12 protein-coding genes are annotated in these 14,040 nt (G+C 66.9%); 6 read left to right on the plus strand and 6 right to left on the minus strand.

Going from position 1 to position 14,040, the window contains the following annotated elements:
• Positions 1 to 59 precede the first annotated feature (59 nt).
• A complete protein-coding gene (locus ACFZDJ_RS05165; protein WP_391056184.1) occupies positions 60 to 668 on the minus strand; it encodes a TetR family transcriptional regulator in 609 nt (202 codons plus the stop codon).
• 130 nt (positions 669 to 798) lie between these two features.
• Between ACFZDJ_RS05165 and ACFZDJ_RS05170 the strand changes: the two genes are divergently transcribed.
• From ACFZDJ_RS05170 to ACFZDJ_RS05190, 5 genes are all read left to right on the plus strand, one after another.
• The gene (locus ACFZDJ_RS05170) at positions 799 to 1,560 is read left to right on the plus strand and encodes an SDR family NAD(P)-dependent oxidoreductase (RefSeq protein ID WP_391056186.1); all 762 of its coding nucleotides are present in this window, start codon (positions 799 to 801) and stop codon (positions 1,558 to 1,560) included.
• Between the two features lie 43 nt (positions 1,561 to 1,603).
• The gene (locus ACFZDJ_RS05175) at positions 1,604 to 2,293 is read left to right on the plus strand and encodes a DJ-1/PfpI family protein (protein WP_391056188.1); all 690 of its coding nucleotides are present in this window, start codon (positions 1,604 to 1,606) and stop codon (positions 2,291 to 2,293) included.
• Between the two features lie 709 nt (positions 2,294 to 3,002).
• Positions 3,003 to 3,473 (plus strand): VOC family protein, encoded by a 471-nt coding sequence (locus tag ACFZDJ_RS05180; RefSeq protein ID WP_385386405.1) that lies wholly within the window; start codon positions 3,003 to 3,005, stop codon positions 3,471 to 3,473.
• 327 nt (positions 3,474 to 3,800) lie between these two features.
• Positions 3,801 to 4,268: a hypothetical protein gene (locus ACFZDJ_RS05185; protein WP_391056191.1), complete on the plus strand. Its 468-nt coding sequence runs from the start codon at positions 3,801 to 3,803 to the stop codon at positions 4,266 to 4,268.
• 20 nt (positions 4,269 to 4,288) lie between these two features.
• Positions 4,289 to 4,801: an ATP-binding protein gene (locus ACFZDJ_RS05190; RefSeq protein WP_391056194.1), complete on the plus strand. Its 513-nt coding sequence runs from the start codon at positions 4,289 to 4,291 to the stop codon at positions 4,799 to 4,801.
• Between the two features lie 595 nt (positions 4,802 to 5,396).
• Here the strand turns inward: ACFZDJ_RS05190 and ACFZDJ_RS05195 are convergent.
• Positions 5,397 to 6,110, minus strand: a complete 714-nt coding sequence (locus ACFZDJ_RS05195) for a cation transporter (RefSeq protein ID WP_054231910.1) — start codon at positions 6,108 to 6,110, stop codon at positions 5,397 to 5,399.
• A 1-nt stretch (position 6,111) separates the two neighbouring features.
• Entirely contained in the window at positions 6,112 to 6,447 is a 336-nt protein-coding gene (locus ACFZDJ_RS05200) for a metalloregulator ArsR/SmtB family transcription factor (protein ID WP_054231909.1), read from the minus strand.
• Between the two features lie 103 nt (positions 6,448 to 6,550).
• On the opposite strand from ACFZDJ_RS05200, the gene ACFZDJ_RS05205 reads away from it, so the two are divergent.
• Positions 6,551 to 7,210 (plus strand): class I SAM-dependent methyltransferase, encoded by a 660-nt coding sequence (locus tag ACFZDJ_RS05205; protein WP_054231908.1) that lies wholly within the window; start codon positions 6,551 to 6,553, stop codon positions 7,208 to 7,210.
• Positions 7,211 to 7,666: 456 nt separating this feature from the next.
• Here the strand turns inward: ACFZDJ_RS05205 and ACFZDJ_RS05210 are convergent, their stop codons facing one another.
• The 3 genes from ACFZDJ_RS05210 to ACFZDJ_RS05220 form a co-directional block, all read right to left on the minus strand.
• Complete coding sequence (locus ACFZDJ_RS05210) at positions 7,667 to 9,391, minus strand: pentapeptide repeat-containing protein (RefSeq protein WP_391056199.1); 1,725 nt, start codon at positions 9,389 to 9,391, stop codon at positions 7,667 to 7,669.
• A gap of 766 nt (positions 9,392 to 10,157) precedes the next feature.
• Complete coding sequence (locus ACFZDJ_RS05215) at positions 10,158 to 12,119, minus strand: TIGR03960 family B12-binding radical SAM protein (protein ID WP_390927331.1); 1,962 nt, start codon at positions 12,117 to 12,119, stop codon at positions 10,158 to 10,160.
• A gap of 81 nt (positions 12,120 to 12,200) precedes the next feature.
• Positions 12,201 to 13,835: a CHAD domain-containing protein gene (locus tag ACFZDJ_RS05220; protein WP_391056201.1), complete on the minus strand. Its 1,635-nt coding sequence runs from the start codon at positions 13,833 to 13,835 to the stop codon at positions 12,201 to 12,203.
• Positions 13,836 to 14,040 lie beyond the last annotated feature (205 nt).

The following is a 14,040-nucleotide window of genomic DNA, read 5'->3' on the forward strand; positions in this document are numbered from 1 at the left end:
GTGCCCCGGCCTGGCCGGGGCCCCGCAGAGGGCCACTGCTTCGCGCGGCCCCACTGGGATCAGCCGTCCGATCGGATGAGCCGGACCGCGTTCAGCAGGGTCTTGTGGGCGGCCGTCGAGTCGTCCAGGTAGCCGGCGGCCATCGCGCCGTCGTACAGCATCAGCAGCGCGCCGGCGGCCGACTCCGGGTCGGCGTGGCCGAGCCGGGTGAGCAGATCCTGGAAGAGGGTGCGGATCCAGTTCCGGTGGGACGTCACCAGGCTACGGACGGGATGGTCGGCGTCCGGGTACTCGGCGGCCGCGTTCATGAACGGCGATCCGCGGAAGTCGCGCTCGCGGGCGTGCTCGGCGATGGCCTCGAAGATCAGGTCGATCGCCTCGGCGGGCGGGTGCCCGGCGGCCAGTGGTTCGGCCACCTCACGGTAGTAGGCGTCCTTGGTCAGCAGGTAGGCCACGACCAGGTCGTCCTTGGAGGCGAAGTGCCGGTAGAAGGTCGCCTTCGTCACCCCGGCCTCGGCGATCAGCCGCTCCACGCCGATCGCGCGGACGCCCTCGTAGTAGAACAGCCGCGACGCGGCCCGGACCAGGCGTTCGCGAGGCGGTAGTTCTCCCTCGGTCCTGGTCTCACGGCGCGTGCTGTCGGTGCTCTTCTGCCCAGTGCTGCTCACTTCCCCATTGTGCCCTCGGCCCTGCCTTGAGCGGCCTCTACCCCCGTACGGCCCCCCACCCATGGGGCCGTCCTCCCCCTGTCCCGTACGGCCCGCAGCAGCGTGGCCGTTCATCGAAAGGCTTGAACCCATGAATCGTCGTCTTGAAGGAACCGTCGCCCTGGTCACCGGAGCATCCAGCGGTATCGGCCACGCCACCGCGTCGGAGCTTGCCCGCGAGGGCGCCTCCGTGGCCCTGGTCGGTCGGCGCGAGGACCGGCTCACCGACCTCGCCGCGGAAATCACCGGCGCCGGCGGCAAGGCCCTGGTCGTGCCCGCCGACATCACCACCGCCCAGGCCGCCGCGGAAGCGGTCGAGCGGGCCGTCGAGGGCCTGGGCCGTCTGGACACGCTGGTCAACAACGCCGGCCTCATGCTGCTCGGCCCCGCCCCCAGCGCGGATCTGAACGACTGGCGGCGCATGATCGACATCAACCTCATGGGCCTGATGTACACCGCCCACGCGGCCGTCCCCCACCTGGTCAAGGCCGCTGCCGAGGAGCCGCGTCGGGTCGCCGACATCGTCAACATCGGCTCGCTCGCCGGCCGCAACGCCTACGCCATGTCCGCCGTGTACAGCGCCACCAAGTTCGGCGTCGGTGCCTTCAGCGAGGCACTGCGTCAGGAACTGGCACGCCAGCACGTCCGCGTGTCGGTGATCGAGCCGGGCAGCGTCGACACCGAACTGCGTACGCACAACCCCGACGTCATCCAGCAGCACATCGTCGCCGCCCTGGGCGACATCGAGCGGCTGCGGAGCCAGGACATCGCCGACACCGTCGGCTACATCGTCACCCGCCCCCGGCACGTGGCCGTCGCCGAGCTGCTCGTACGCCCCACCGAGCAGGCCTGAACACCAAGCCCGTGGCCAACCCCGCAGCGCACAAGGAGTCGTGATGTCGATGAGGCGGGTCCTCGCCGTGGCAACCAACCAGGCGACCTACGGGACGAACCCCCATCGGACCGGGCTGTGGATCGGAGAGCTGGTTCACTTCCATGCCAGGGTCCGCCAGGCCGGCTTCGAGGTCGACCTCGTCAGTCCGGCAGGGGGCCAGGTGCCGCTGGATCCCCGCAGCACCAGATGGGCCGACAGGCTGGTGCGCGAGTACATGAGTGATCGCGCGTTCATGTCGAGCCTGGACCGCACCACCAAGGCGGCCGACATCGACCCGGCCCGTTATGCCGCGATCTTCTACACCGGCGGGCACGGCGTCATGTGGGACTTCCCCTCGAACGCCGCGCTGCAGCAGGTCGCGCGGGAGATCTACGAGAACGGCGGCGTGGTCTCCTCCGTCTGCCATGGTGCCTGCGGACTGCTGAACATCACGCTTTCCGACGGCACCCTGCTTGTCGACGGCCGCACGGTCACCGGATTCTCCACCGCGGAGGAGCGAGTCGCCACAGTGAAGAAGAGGGTGCCGTTCTTGCTGGAGGACGAACTCCGCGAGCGAGGCGCGCACTACGTCAGGAACACCATCCCCATGACCCCCTTCGCCACCGCTGACGGCAGGCTCGTGACGGGACAGAACCCCTACTCCACCAAGGCAGTCACCGCCAAGATCATCGAGACGCTGCACCACCTTTGACTGGTCGAGGCAGCCGCCGTACGGGCTACGGCCGCACGCTCCCCGAGCTCGAGGGCGGTTGCCGTCGAACCCTGCCGTCAACGCAAAAACCAGAGGCCCTGTGGAGTGATCCACAGGGCCTCTGACATGCTGCGCACTCGGCAGGATTCGAACCTGCAACCTTCCGATCCGCAGCCCCTTCCCGTTCGGGGAAGGGGGCTCAACTGGTCACTCAGTCACATCGAAGCGTGGACCTGGCCTCAGACCCACTCCACCTCGGAGATGATCTGCGGAGCGCCTCCAGGGCCAGGCAACGGTGTCCGGGAGGACACTGCCGGTGCCGACGGGCGAGGACGCGAAGCGCCGACCGCAGCCGCCGACTCGTTCTCACTTGCCCCGGCCAGGGCCTGGATCACCCGATCGAGGCCCTCGCTCACCTCAGTGCGCGTGACCGCTCGGCGCCGGCGCCGTGTTCTTGACCAAAGCCTTCAGACGGCACGCGACGGGCAAGGTCCCGGCCGGGCAAGAACACGCATAGGCACGGCACACGAGTCGACGGGCGGGCCGCCTCCGCCAGGAGCCGAAGAAATGAAGGGCCGGGTCTCTGAGCTGCGGCTGTGGACTTGATCAACGCTGCGACTGCGACCTAGCCGCGGTCCACCGATGAGTTCCGCCGGCTGCGCCGGTCTACCAGGACGTACGCCATCGAGCCACCGACTGGAGCCCCGCCATGACCAATCCCGCACACCCCGGCCGCATGCTGTTCGTGAACATCCCCGTAGCGGACCTCGAGCGCAGCAAGGCGTTCTTCGCCAAGCTCGGGTTCAGCTTCAATCCGAAGTTCACCGACGAGACCGCTGCCTGCATGCTGGTCGGCGAGCACGCCTTCGTCATGCTGCTCAGCCGCGAGAAGTTCGCGGAGTTCGCGAAACTGCCGATGGCCGATCCCACCACGCACACGCTGGCGTTGTACTGCTTCAGCGTGTCGTCCCGCGATGAGGTCGATACGGTCAGCGCCGCTGCGCTCGCGGCGGGCGGCTCCAAGGCAGATGACGCCGAGGACTACGGCTTCATGTACTCACGCAGCTTCTTCGACCTCGACGGCCACGGCTGGCAGGTCATGTGGATGGACTCGGCGGCGGCGGAGCAGGGCCCCGAGGCGTTCGCGGCCTCCATGCAGGACGCCGACACCCCGGCCTGACCCACCGCGTTCCGCACACGCGCCGTCGTCGTGCGGCCGACCGCCACGCCGAGAGCCCCTCCCGGACGGGGAGGGGCTCAAAGGCCGCACAGTCTCGCATAGGCCTGGAACGAGCCCTCAGATCCACTCCACCTCAGATCCACTCCACCTCGGAGACGATGGCAAGGCACTGCCAGGACCCGGCAGGGGCGTCCGAGAGGACGCCAGCGGGACGGGCGAGGGGGCGAAGCGCCCACCGCAGCAGCACGGCCGCCACCCGCGGTTCCGTACCCCGTTGATGTAGACCTGCTGGGAGCGGGCGGCCTGGTCGGGGTCGCGCCGCCCATCGTGGTCGTCGCGGCGGTCGCGATGGTGGCGATCGTCCCCGACTCGAAGAACCCCAAGCCCGGCAAGCTCGACCCGGTCGGCGTCGTGCTCTCGATCCTGGCACTGGTCTCGCTGATCTACGGCATCATCAAGGGCGGCCAGGAGGGCGGCTTCACTGGGGCCCAGTCCTGGGGCCCGATCGTTGCCGGCCTGGCGGTCCTCGGGGTCTTCGTCGTCTACGAGCGCAGCAGCGACCATCCGGCCCTCGACGTCACCTGGTTCCGCAATCGGTGGTTCTCCGCGTCCGTCGCCGCCATCGGCCTGGTCTTCTTCGCTCGCACCGGCGTTACGTTCTTCAGCGTCTTCTACAACCAGAGCGTGCGGGGCTACAGCGTCCTGCAGTCCGGTCTGCTCGTGCTGCCGCTGGCCGCCTCCCAGATGTCTACACCGGCGGTCTGGTGCGAGCATGCCGCACGGACGATGCCATAGCTGGGCTACTCAGCAGAGCCATGCGCCATAGCGGCCCGTCGATCAAGGACGCCTGGCGGGTCACCGTCGACACCGTCACGCCTCTCCTCGCGGCTGAGGACGATCTGGCGCTCCTGGTCGTTCGAACACGCGCGCTCAGCGGCGACCGAGTGGTTACCTGGGAGCTGCCAGGGGACCCAGCCGCCGTCGCCGGCATTCGCTCCCTCGTTCTACAGCAGCTCGATCAGTGGGACCTGGGGAGCCTTGACTTCACCACGGAGCTGATTGCAAGCGAACTCGTCACCAACGCCATCCGCTACGGCCGTGAGCCGATGCGGCTGCGGCTGATCTACGACCGGATCCTGATCTGCGAGGTGTCCGACGGCAGCAGCACCTCTCCGCACATCCGCCGGGCGAGTGCCACCGACGAAGGAGGACGCGGCTTGTTCCTCGTGGCCAACTGCGCGCAGCGCTGGGGTGTGCGCTACACCAACCAAGGCAAGACCATCTGGGCCGAACAAGCACTCAACACCGAAGTTACTCCAGAGCCGTAGCACTATCTCCGTCGAGCAGCGCCGGGATGCTATCTCCGGTCAGTCGAGCGCGAGACTCGCGCCAAAGTGGCTGTCTAAAGCCGCGCAGTCGACGCCCCAGCCACGACGTGCCCCTTCGAAGTGGGGAAAGTTCCGTCCCACTGGAATGAGGCGCTTGCCCTATCCGTCCACCGTCGATCAAGCCACGGCCACAGACGCCGGCGCATGCCAACGAGCCCCCTCCCAACCAAGGAAGGGGGCTCAAACGGTCTGAGTCCACGGGACAGCACCGGACCGCCCTCAGACCCACTCCACCTCGGAGACAACGCCCCAGCCAAAGCCTCAATCACCCGATCGAGTGCCTCGCTCACCTCAGTGCGCGTGCTCACTCGACGCAGGCGTCGGACCAGCATTCTTGACCGTCAGCGGCAGGAGCTTCTTGCCCGTCGGGCCGATCTGGATGCTGGTGTCCATCTGGGGTCAGGGTCGGGCGTAGAACAGTCGCTCAGCGCCACCGAAGCGCGGCACCCCCAAAGTTCCACCGCCGCCCGGCTCAAGAGTCGCCGAGCAGTATCAGCCGGGCTTGCCTGGAAGTAGCCGATCCTCGATGCGACGTTCACGAACAGCAGTCACAGCCAGGGCGGCAGCCGCATGCGTCCGCCTCAGTTCCTGCAGATGGAATGGCTGAGGAGGCCAACGGCGCGCAACAGCCCTTGCCCTGCCAGGCATCGCGGCCTTCCTTGACCGCCACGGCGGCGATGACGAGCGCGGCGAACGGGTCGGCCCAGGACCACCCGAGGGTCGCGTTGAGGACCAGGCCGACGAGAAGGACGGCGGACAGATAGGTACACAGCAGCGTCTGTTTGCTGTCCGCGACCGCGCTGGCGGAGCCGAGTTCACGTCCGGCCCGGCGCTGGGCCGCGGACAGGAACGGCATGACCGCCAGTGACAGCGCGGCGATGACGATGCCAGGGATGGAGCGGTCCGCCTCGCCGGTGCCGGTCAGTGCGCGCACGGCATCGACACTCACGTACGCGGCGAGCGCGAAGAAGGAGACGGCGATGATCCGCAACGTGGTCTTTTCCCGGGCGTCGCGGACCGCGTGCTCGCGGGCCGAGAACTGCCAGGCGACGGCTGCCGCGGAGGAGACCTCGATGACGGAGTCCAGGCCGAAGCCAATCAGCGCGGTGGAGGAAGCGACGGTCCCGGCCGTGATGGCGACGATCGCCTCGATGACGTTGTAGGTGATCGTCGCCGCGACCAGCAGTCGTACGCGCCGGGCCAGGGCGTCGCGGCGTGCCGGAGACGGCCCGAGGGAGATGACAGTCACCTCAGCAACAGCCCTTCGCCTCCGCGTCGCGGCAGGTCTTGTCCGACGCGACCGCCACCACCGCGTTGCGCAGATCGTCCAGGGCGTGCCCAAGGCGTTCGTCTGCCAGCTCGTAGCGGGTCCGGCGGCCAACGGGTACGGCTACGACCATGCCGCAGTCCCGGAGGCATGCGAGGTGGTTGGACAGCCGGGTCCGCGAGATCTCCAGGGTGTCGGCAAGATCAGCAGGATGGGCCGGGCCTTCGCGGAGTGCGAGCAGGATTCGGCAGCGGATCGGGTCTGCGAGCGCGCGGCCGAATCGGGCCAGCACCTCGATGTCGGGAGCGAGAGTCAGCACACCTTCAAAGTACACTCGATCCTGAATTCAGGAAACCATGAACTACAGTCGTGGTCGCGGCGTCCTACGCTGACCAGCACATACGACTAGGAGGAACGCCCCCGTGGCTGACGAAGAACTTGCCGACGCCCAGCAGACGCACTGGCAACGTACCTACGCAGCCCACCCTGGCATGTACGGCGAGCAGCCCTCTGCCCCTGCCCTTCACGCCTCGGCTGTCTTCCGTCGCGCCGGCGCCAGGGACGTGCTGGAACTGGGGGCCGGGCACGGCCGTGACGCCCTGTACTTCGCGCGGAATGGGTTCACGGTCCAGGCCACGGACTTCAGCCCCACCGGTCTGGAGCAGTTGCAGTCGTCCGTCCGTGCCCAGGGACTCACTGAGCGAGTCACCACCAGCACACTCGACGTGCGCGTTCCTCTTCCCCTGCCAGACAGTTCAGTCGACGCGGTATTCGCGCACATGCTGCTCTGCATGGCTCTGTCCACCAAGGAGATTCACGCGCTCGTCGGCGAGGTTCGTCGAGTTCTGCGACCGGGCGGCGTCTTCGTCTACACCGTCCGCCACACCGGTGACGCCCACTACGGTGCGGGCATCCCCCACCGCGACGACATCTACGAGCACGGCGGTTTCGCCGTGCACTTCTTCTCCCGCGACCTCGTCGACGACCTGGCCGACGGCTGGACATTGGACGAGGTCCACGCCTTCGAGGAAGGCGACCTGCCCCGCCGCCTGTGGCGCGTCACGCAGACCTTGCCCGCGTGATGGGCCAGACGCCCAGATTGCCGACTCCCCTACGTTGCCTCTGAGGCCCCTCTCGATCGAAAGGGGCCCAAGGCTCGCAGGGCAGCTCGTGACGCCTCTCGAGGGTCAGACCCACACCACCTCGGAGTGCACAGTCGAAGAGCCTCCAGGCTGCGGCAGGGGCGTTCGCTGCGTCTCCCGCACGATCCTCTGCCGCCCACTTCGAGCACCGAGCGCCCTCAGGACGGCAGCCGCCTCTTCCTCGCTGCCGTCCCCCAGAGCCTCAATCACCCGATCGAGTGCCTCACTCACCTCAGTGCGCGTGACCGCTCGGCGCCGGCGCCGCGTTCTTGACCGTCAGAGGCAGCAGCTTCTTGCCGGTCGGGCCGATTTGTATGGCCGTATCCATCTGCGGCCAGACTGGCCAATACATGGGCTGCTGAGTCAGCCGTACCGTCCGGCGGCAACGCCCGCGGACTACCGCTTCACGCGCCCTCTGATCGCGAGCGCTGCGAGACCCAGCAGCACCGGTTCGGAGAAACGCGAGGCCATCTCGATGTAAGTGCCGGCCGTAGTCAAGTCCTGGCCGCTGGACCGGAAGACTACTGAGTTAAGCGTGACGTTCAGCGCCTTCTCGAAACGTTTGGTTGTGAACCGATCACCCGTAGGGTTCTTCGGGTCGTCTTGGTCAATCTCGAAGATGACCTTACCGCCGCCCACTGGCACCGTACCGGTCGCCTGCTGTTTCGGTGAATCCTGGGGAAGCCCGAACCCCATCATCAACAGAATCGTGGTAAACATCGAGAGGGTCAGCCAGGCAAGGGCGCGGGATGCACGTAGACTGTAGCCGGACAACAGCCAGTAAGCCTGGAGAAGCCACCTTTCAGCCTTACGCCATCCGAAACTGTGGCGACGCATCTCCATCTCGCCGTAATAGAAATCGGCAGCACCAGGTTCATCCTTAGCATCTTCGCGGGCTTTACGAAGCTGACGATAGATAATCGTAAGCGTAGCCAATCCAGGTACGTTGTGCGCAGGTTCGTGAGTACCGTGCCAGCCGATTCGAAGACGCCCAGGACTGCTCCAGCGGGCGCGCCAGAGACTCTCTTCCGCAATTACCTGCCGCTGAGTCCACCGGAATGGAAACCCACTGACTCGGTTACGCGGAGGAAGGCCGAAGGACCATCGACCTTCAAGGCGAAGTTGATCCAAGTGCAGGGCTCCAGCAAACCGGCAGGGCGTCAGATCAACGTCAGCCAATGTCAGCATTGCACAATCGACGCCAAGTAGATTCTCGATACTGACACCATTGTTCCGCCAAGGGGTGTTCACTTCGTCCCATTGTGGACCACTCCCAAAAGGAGCTGGGGCAGCAGAGATCGAAAGAGGCTGCACAAGAACCGCATTAGACAAATCGACCTTCGTATGCCGAAGGCGCAGAGTGGCTACCGCTTCCCAACGGGTGCGCTTACAAGAGATATGGGCGGCCGAAGCCTCGATGATGACCGGCACGGTGAAGGTGACCCCACCTAGACCCAGCGACCCTGGGCACATGATAGGGCCAAGCGAATGAGTGGCCTGGAACAACGCTCCGCTAAATTCGCCATAATCACTGATGTACACGTCTCGAAAGTCGACGTCTGCAACAAATATGCAGGCCTCATATCGGACGACATTGAAGGACGCGTCCTGAAATGTTGTTTCTCCGGCGAAGGTGCACCGTGAAAAATCAGCTACGCCAGACGCCGCCACTGAGCCGAAAACCGACAGAGCCTTGAAAACTGCGGCATCGAACGATACATTTCCCTGGAAAGTTACCTCTTCGAAGGTAACCCAATCGAAGAAGGTCGATATCTCGAAACGGGCAACCCCGGCGAACTTCGCACAATCAAATGTGACCGCCTGCAAAAATTGCACCGAATCGAACCATGCCCCTTTGGCGAAGGTGGCAAGACTGAATGAAGTGCGACCTTCGAACACCGACTCAGTGAATGTCACTTCCCCCAGGAATCGCGCTCGAAGGAAACTGACATCTCCGGAGAAGGAAACTGGAAAGAATGAATTATCCGCGAAGACTGCCTCAGTAAATGACACGTGGCGAACGCGGGGTGTCCCATTCTCACGAAGAGCGTCGATCAGTTCGTCGAGCAGATCACCACTGAAGGTCGTACCGGGATGTTCGATATCGGATCCGGCTTGCAAACTAGAAAAATAGTTCGCCCGATCCTCGGTGGACAGGTGAGCGAGGCACGCTGTGTGCGGCTCGACTGACCGCCCCCGACACCCCACCGGGTCCGTCTCAGAGTTCGCTCCGTGACCGCAATGGGGCCAGTCCGGCGGGAGTTGGTTCGATAAAATCTCAGGCACGCTGACACAGACGTGCCACCAGTTCATGAAGTTCCCGTCCCCACCGAGAGCGCCAGGAGACCTGCGGCAGGTCTCCATGCAGGCTCAGACCCACTCATCCTCGGAAGGGTTCTCCGAATAACTCCCAGGCTGCGACAGCGGCGTTCTCGGCACATCCCGCAAGGGCGGCTGCCGACCACCCCGAGCACCCAGCCCACGGAGTACGCGGCAGCCTCTTCCTCAGTCACGGTCAGCGCGTCCAGGATGCAACGCAACACCTCACCGCTCGCGTCAGCGCCCTTCGGCTGGTCGGAGCCGACTCCTTGACCGTCAGCGCCGGCAACTTCTTGACGCTGGGAAGCCAGAAAGGCACCCCACGAACTGAGAGCAGCCGCTCGGGCGATGGTCGCCGCGTAAGGGCCTCTCCCGAGCTGTCAGCCCTCAGACCCACTCCACCTCGGAGTGCAGGGTCGAACAGCCCCCAGAGAGCGGCAGAGGCGTTCTCGGCGTCTCCCGCACGATCCCCAGCCGCCTACGCTGAGCCCCGAACGCCCTGGCAGCCGCCTCTTCCTCGCCTCCGTCCTCCAGGGCCTCCACGATGCGCCGCAACGCCTCACTCACGTCAGTGAGCGTGTCCGCTGGTCGGAGCGTCCTTCTTGACCGTCAGAGGCAGCAGCTTCTTGCCGGTCGGGCCGATTTGTATGGCCGTATCCATCTGCGGGCAGACACCGCAGTCGAAGCACGGGGTCCAGCGGCAGTCCTCGACCTCCGTCTCGTCGAGGGCGTCCTGCCAGTCCTCCCAGAGCCAGTCCTTGTCGAGGCCGGAGTCGAGGTGGTCCCAGGGGAGGACCTCCTCGTAGGTCTTCTCGCGGGTGGTGTACCAGTCGACGTCCACGCCGAAGGCGGGGAGGGTCTTCTCGGCGCAGGCCATCCAGCGGTCGTACGAGAAGTGCTCGCGCCAGCCGTCGAAGCGGCCGCCGTCCTCGTAGACCGCACGGATGACGGCGCCGATGCGGCGGTCACCGCGGGAGAGCAGGCCCTCGACGATTCCGGGCTTGCCGTCGTGGTAGCGGAAGCCGATGGAGCGGCCGTACTTCTTGTCGCCGCGGATCTTGTCGCGGAGCTTCTCCAGGCGGGCGTCCGTCTCCTCGGCGGAGAGCTGGGGCGCCCACTGGAAGGGGGTGTGCGGCTTGGGGACGAAGCCGCCGATCGACACCGTGCAGCGGATGTCGTTCTGGCCGGAGACCTTGCGGCCCTCGGCGATCACCTTCATCGCCATGTCGGCGATCTGCAGGACGTCCTCGTCCGTCTCCGTCGGCAGGCCGCACATGAAGTACAGCTTCACCTGGCGCCAGCCGTTGCCGTACGCCGTGGAGACGGTCCGGATGAGGTCCTCCTCCGAGACCATCTTGTTGATGACCTTGCGCATGCGCTCGGAGCCGCCCTCCGGCGCGAAGGTCAGACCGGAGCGACGGCCGTTCCTCGTCAGCTCGTTCGCCAGGTCGACGTTGAAGGCGTCCACACGGGTCGAGGGGAGGGACAGGCCGATCTTGTCCTCCTCGTAGCGGTCGGCCAGGCCCTTGGCGATGTCGCCGATCTCCGAGTGGTCGGCGGAGGAGAGGGACAGGAGACCGACCTCCTCGAAGCCCGTCGCCTTCAGGCCCTTCTCCACCATCTCGCCGATGCCCGTGATCGAGCGCTCGCGCACCGGGCGGGTGATCATGCCCGCCTGGCAGAAGCGGCAGCCGCGCGTACAGCCGCGGAAGATCTCCACCGACATCCGCTCGTGGACCGTCTCGGCCAGGGGGACCAGCGGCTGCTTGGGGTACGGCCACTCGTCGAGGTCCATGACCGTGTGCTTGGACACACGCCACGGGACGCCCGACTTGTTGGGCACGACACGGGCGATACGGCCGTCGGAGAGGTACTCGACGTCGTAGAACGCCGGGATGTAGACGTTGCCCGTCTTCGCCAGGCGGAAGAGGACCTCCTCGCGCCCACCCGGGCGGCCCTCCGCCTTCCAGGCCCGGATGATCTCCGTCATGTCGAGCACGGCCTGCTCGCCGTCGCCGATGATCGCCGCGTCGATGAAGTCGGCGATCGGCTCGGGGTTGAACGCCGCGTGGCCGCCGGCCAGGACGATCGGGTCGTCGAGCGTACGGTCCTTGGACTCCAGCGGGATCCCGGCCAGGTCCAGGGCCGTCAGCATGTTCGTGTAGCCCAGCTCCGTGGAGAAGGACAGACCGAAGACGTCGAAGGCCTTCACCGGGCGGTGGCTGTCCACCGTGAACTGGGGGACCCGGTGCTCACGCATCAGCTCCTCCAGGTCCGGCCAGACGCTGTACGTGCGCTCGGCGAGGACGCCCTCGCGCTCGTTCAGTACCTCGTAGAGGATCATGACGCCCTGGTTGGGCAGTCCGACCTCGTACGCGTCCGGGTACATCAGCGCCCAGCGGACGTCACAGGCCTCCCAGGGCTTGACCGTGGAGTTGAGCTCTCCGCCGACATACTGGATCGGCTTCTGCACATGCGGGAGCAGAGCTTCGAGCTGTGGAAACACCGATACAGCGGCTTCGGCAGGCATCTCGCGAACCTTCGTGAGCTGGGAGGTACTGACAGGGGTGACCATCCAGACTAACGCGGCCGGGACCGGCCCCCGTACGCCTCAGACGGCACCCTTGTCCTCGATCGCCTCCCACTCCCCCGGCAGCGCCGCCTCCAGCGCCGCCGCGTGCTGCTCCTGGCGGCCGTACAGCACTCCGTACGTGAACGCGTTCTCGCCCGCCTCGTGCGCCTCGGTCGCCAGCTCCCGCAGGGCCCCGCGGACCATCACGCTGTCCTGGTGGTCGCCCAGCAGCGTCTGCAGAGACTTCATCGACTTGACCAGGTCGGCTGCGGTGTTGCCGAGGGCGGGGGTGGCCGCCTCGGCCGCGTAGCGCGTGCGCTTGGCCTTCTTGCGGGCGTCGTGCATCGCGAGGTCGCGCTCGGAGCCGGGCGGCAGCTCCAGGGCCTCGCCGACCAGGTCGGCGACCTTCTTGAAATCCTTCCGTACGGCCTTGGCGATCACTTTCTCGGGCTTCTTCGAGGCCGCCTCCAGCAGGGGCGGGCCGGCCACCAGGGTGTCCAGCGTCGTCAGCAGGTCCAGGTAGCGCTTGCCGTCCAGTACGGCGATCAGGCGTTGCCTGGAGCCGGAGCGGCGGGCCCCCGACCAGGTGCTCACACGGGCCTGGACGGGGCCCGTGACCAGGTCGGAGGGGAGGTCGTCGAGCGCTGCCGTCAGGTGCTCGGTGAGGACCTCCTGGTCGCGGTCGACGCCCAGCTCGGCGGCGAGCCACTTCAGCTCGACGCCGGTCGGGTCGGTGACGGTGCGGTCGAGGATCTTGCCGTACGAGCGGAAGGTGCTGCGGAGGCGGCGGGTGGCGACGCGCATACGGTGCACGGAGTCGGGCACGTCGCGGCGGACGGCGGGGTCCAGCTCGACGATCGCGTCACGCTGGGCGCGGACGTAGGCGAGGACGTGGTCGCCGGCGGTGCGCGGGGCCGAATCGGGGGGTTCGGGCTTCGCGGCCGTCGCCGTCACCGTCGCCGTCGCCGCCGTCGACGCGTCAGCGACCTTGTCGGCCTTCCCGGCCTTGTCGGCCTTCCCGGCCTTGCCTGTCTTCTCGGCCTTCTCCGGCTTCGCGGACTTCCGGGGGGCCGTGTCGTGGAGTGCCTTGGCCAGTTTGGACGCGGAGGCGGAGCGTGTGAGGCCCGCCTTGCGGAGCTTCTTCTCGACCTTGTCGAGAAAGGCCGGATCGCCGTCGTCGGCGAGTTCCACCTCGATCTCGGTCCATTCCGCGCTGCCCGCGCCGCCGCTGAGGCGCTCCGCGCGGACGCGGTCGACGCTGACCTCGGCGAGGAGGGTGCCGGAGGCGTCGACGAGGTGACGGACGTCGCGGGCCGACAGGAGACGTACGACGGGGACCAGTTCGGCCTCGCGGATGCGGGAGCGGACGAGGGCGGTCAGGTCTTCGGGGACGGTGTCGGAGAGGGGGGCGCGGATCTCGTCGCGGACGCCCTCGGAGACGGGGAGTTTGAGGTGCCAGCCCGCGTCGTGGCCGCCGGTGCGGCGGCGGAGGGTGAGGGAGGCGGTGGCGAGCCGCTGGTCGGCCGTGTCGTAGTAGGTGGCGTCCAGTTCGGCTACGCCCTTGTCGATGACGCCCGAGACTCCCGGGACGTCGGTCAGGTCCGGGAGTGGCGCGTCGCCGCCGGCCGGGGGACCCTCGTACTTTCGCTCGATTTCGCGCTTGGTGTCCGCCATGAACTGAATCTAGTGGCTGTCGGGCCGGGATGGCAGTACCAGCCCCTGCCGGGACCTCCGGGAACGACCGGATCTCGCCCCCGCCGCCCCTACCCGTCCCATCCTTCTGGGGCTCCGCCCCAGACCCCGCCAGGGGCGCTGCGCCCCCTGGACCCCCGCATCGCCCGAAGGGCTCGTCCTCAAACGCCGGACGGGCTGAGGGTGC

It is taken from the genome of Streptomyces sp. NPDC007896 (assembly GCF_042959425.1).
GTDB lineage: Bacteria > Actinomycetota > Actinomycetes > Streptomycetales > Streptomycetaceae > Streptomyces.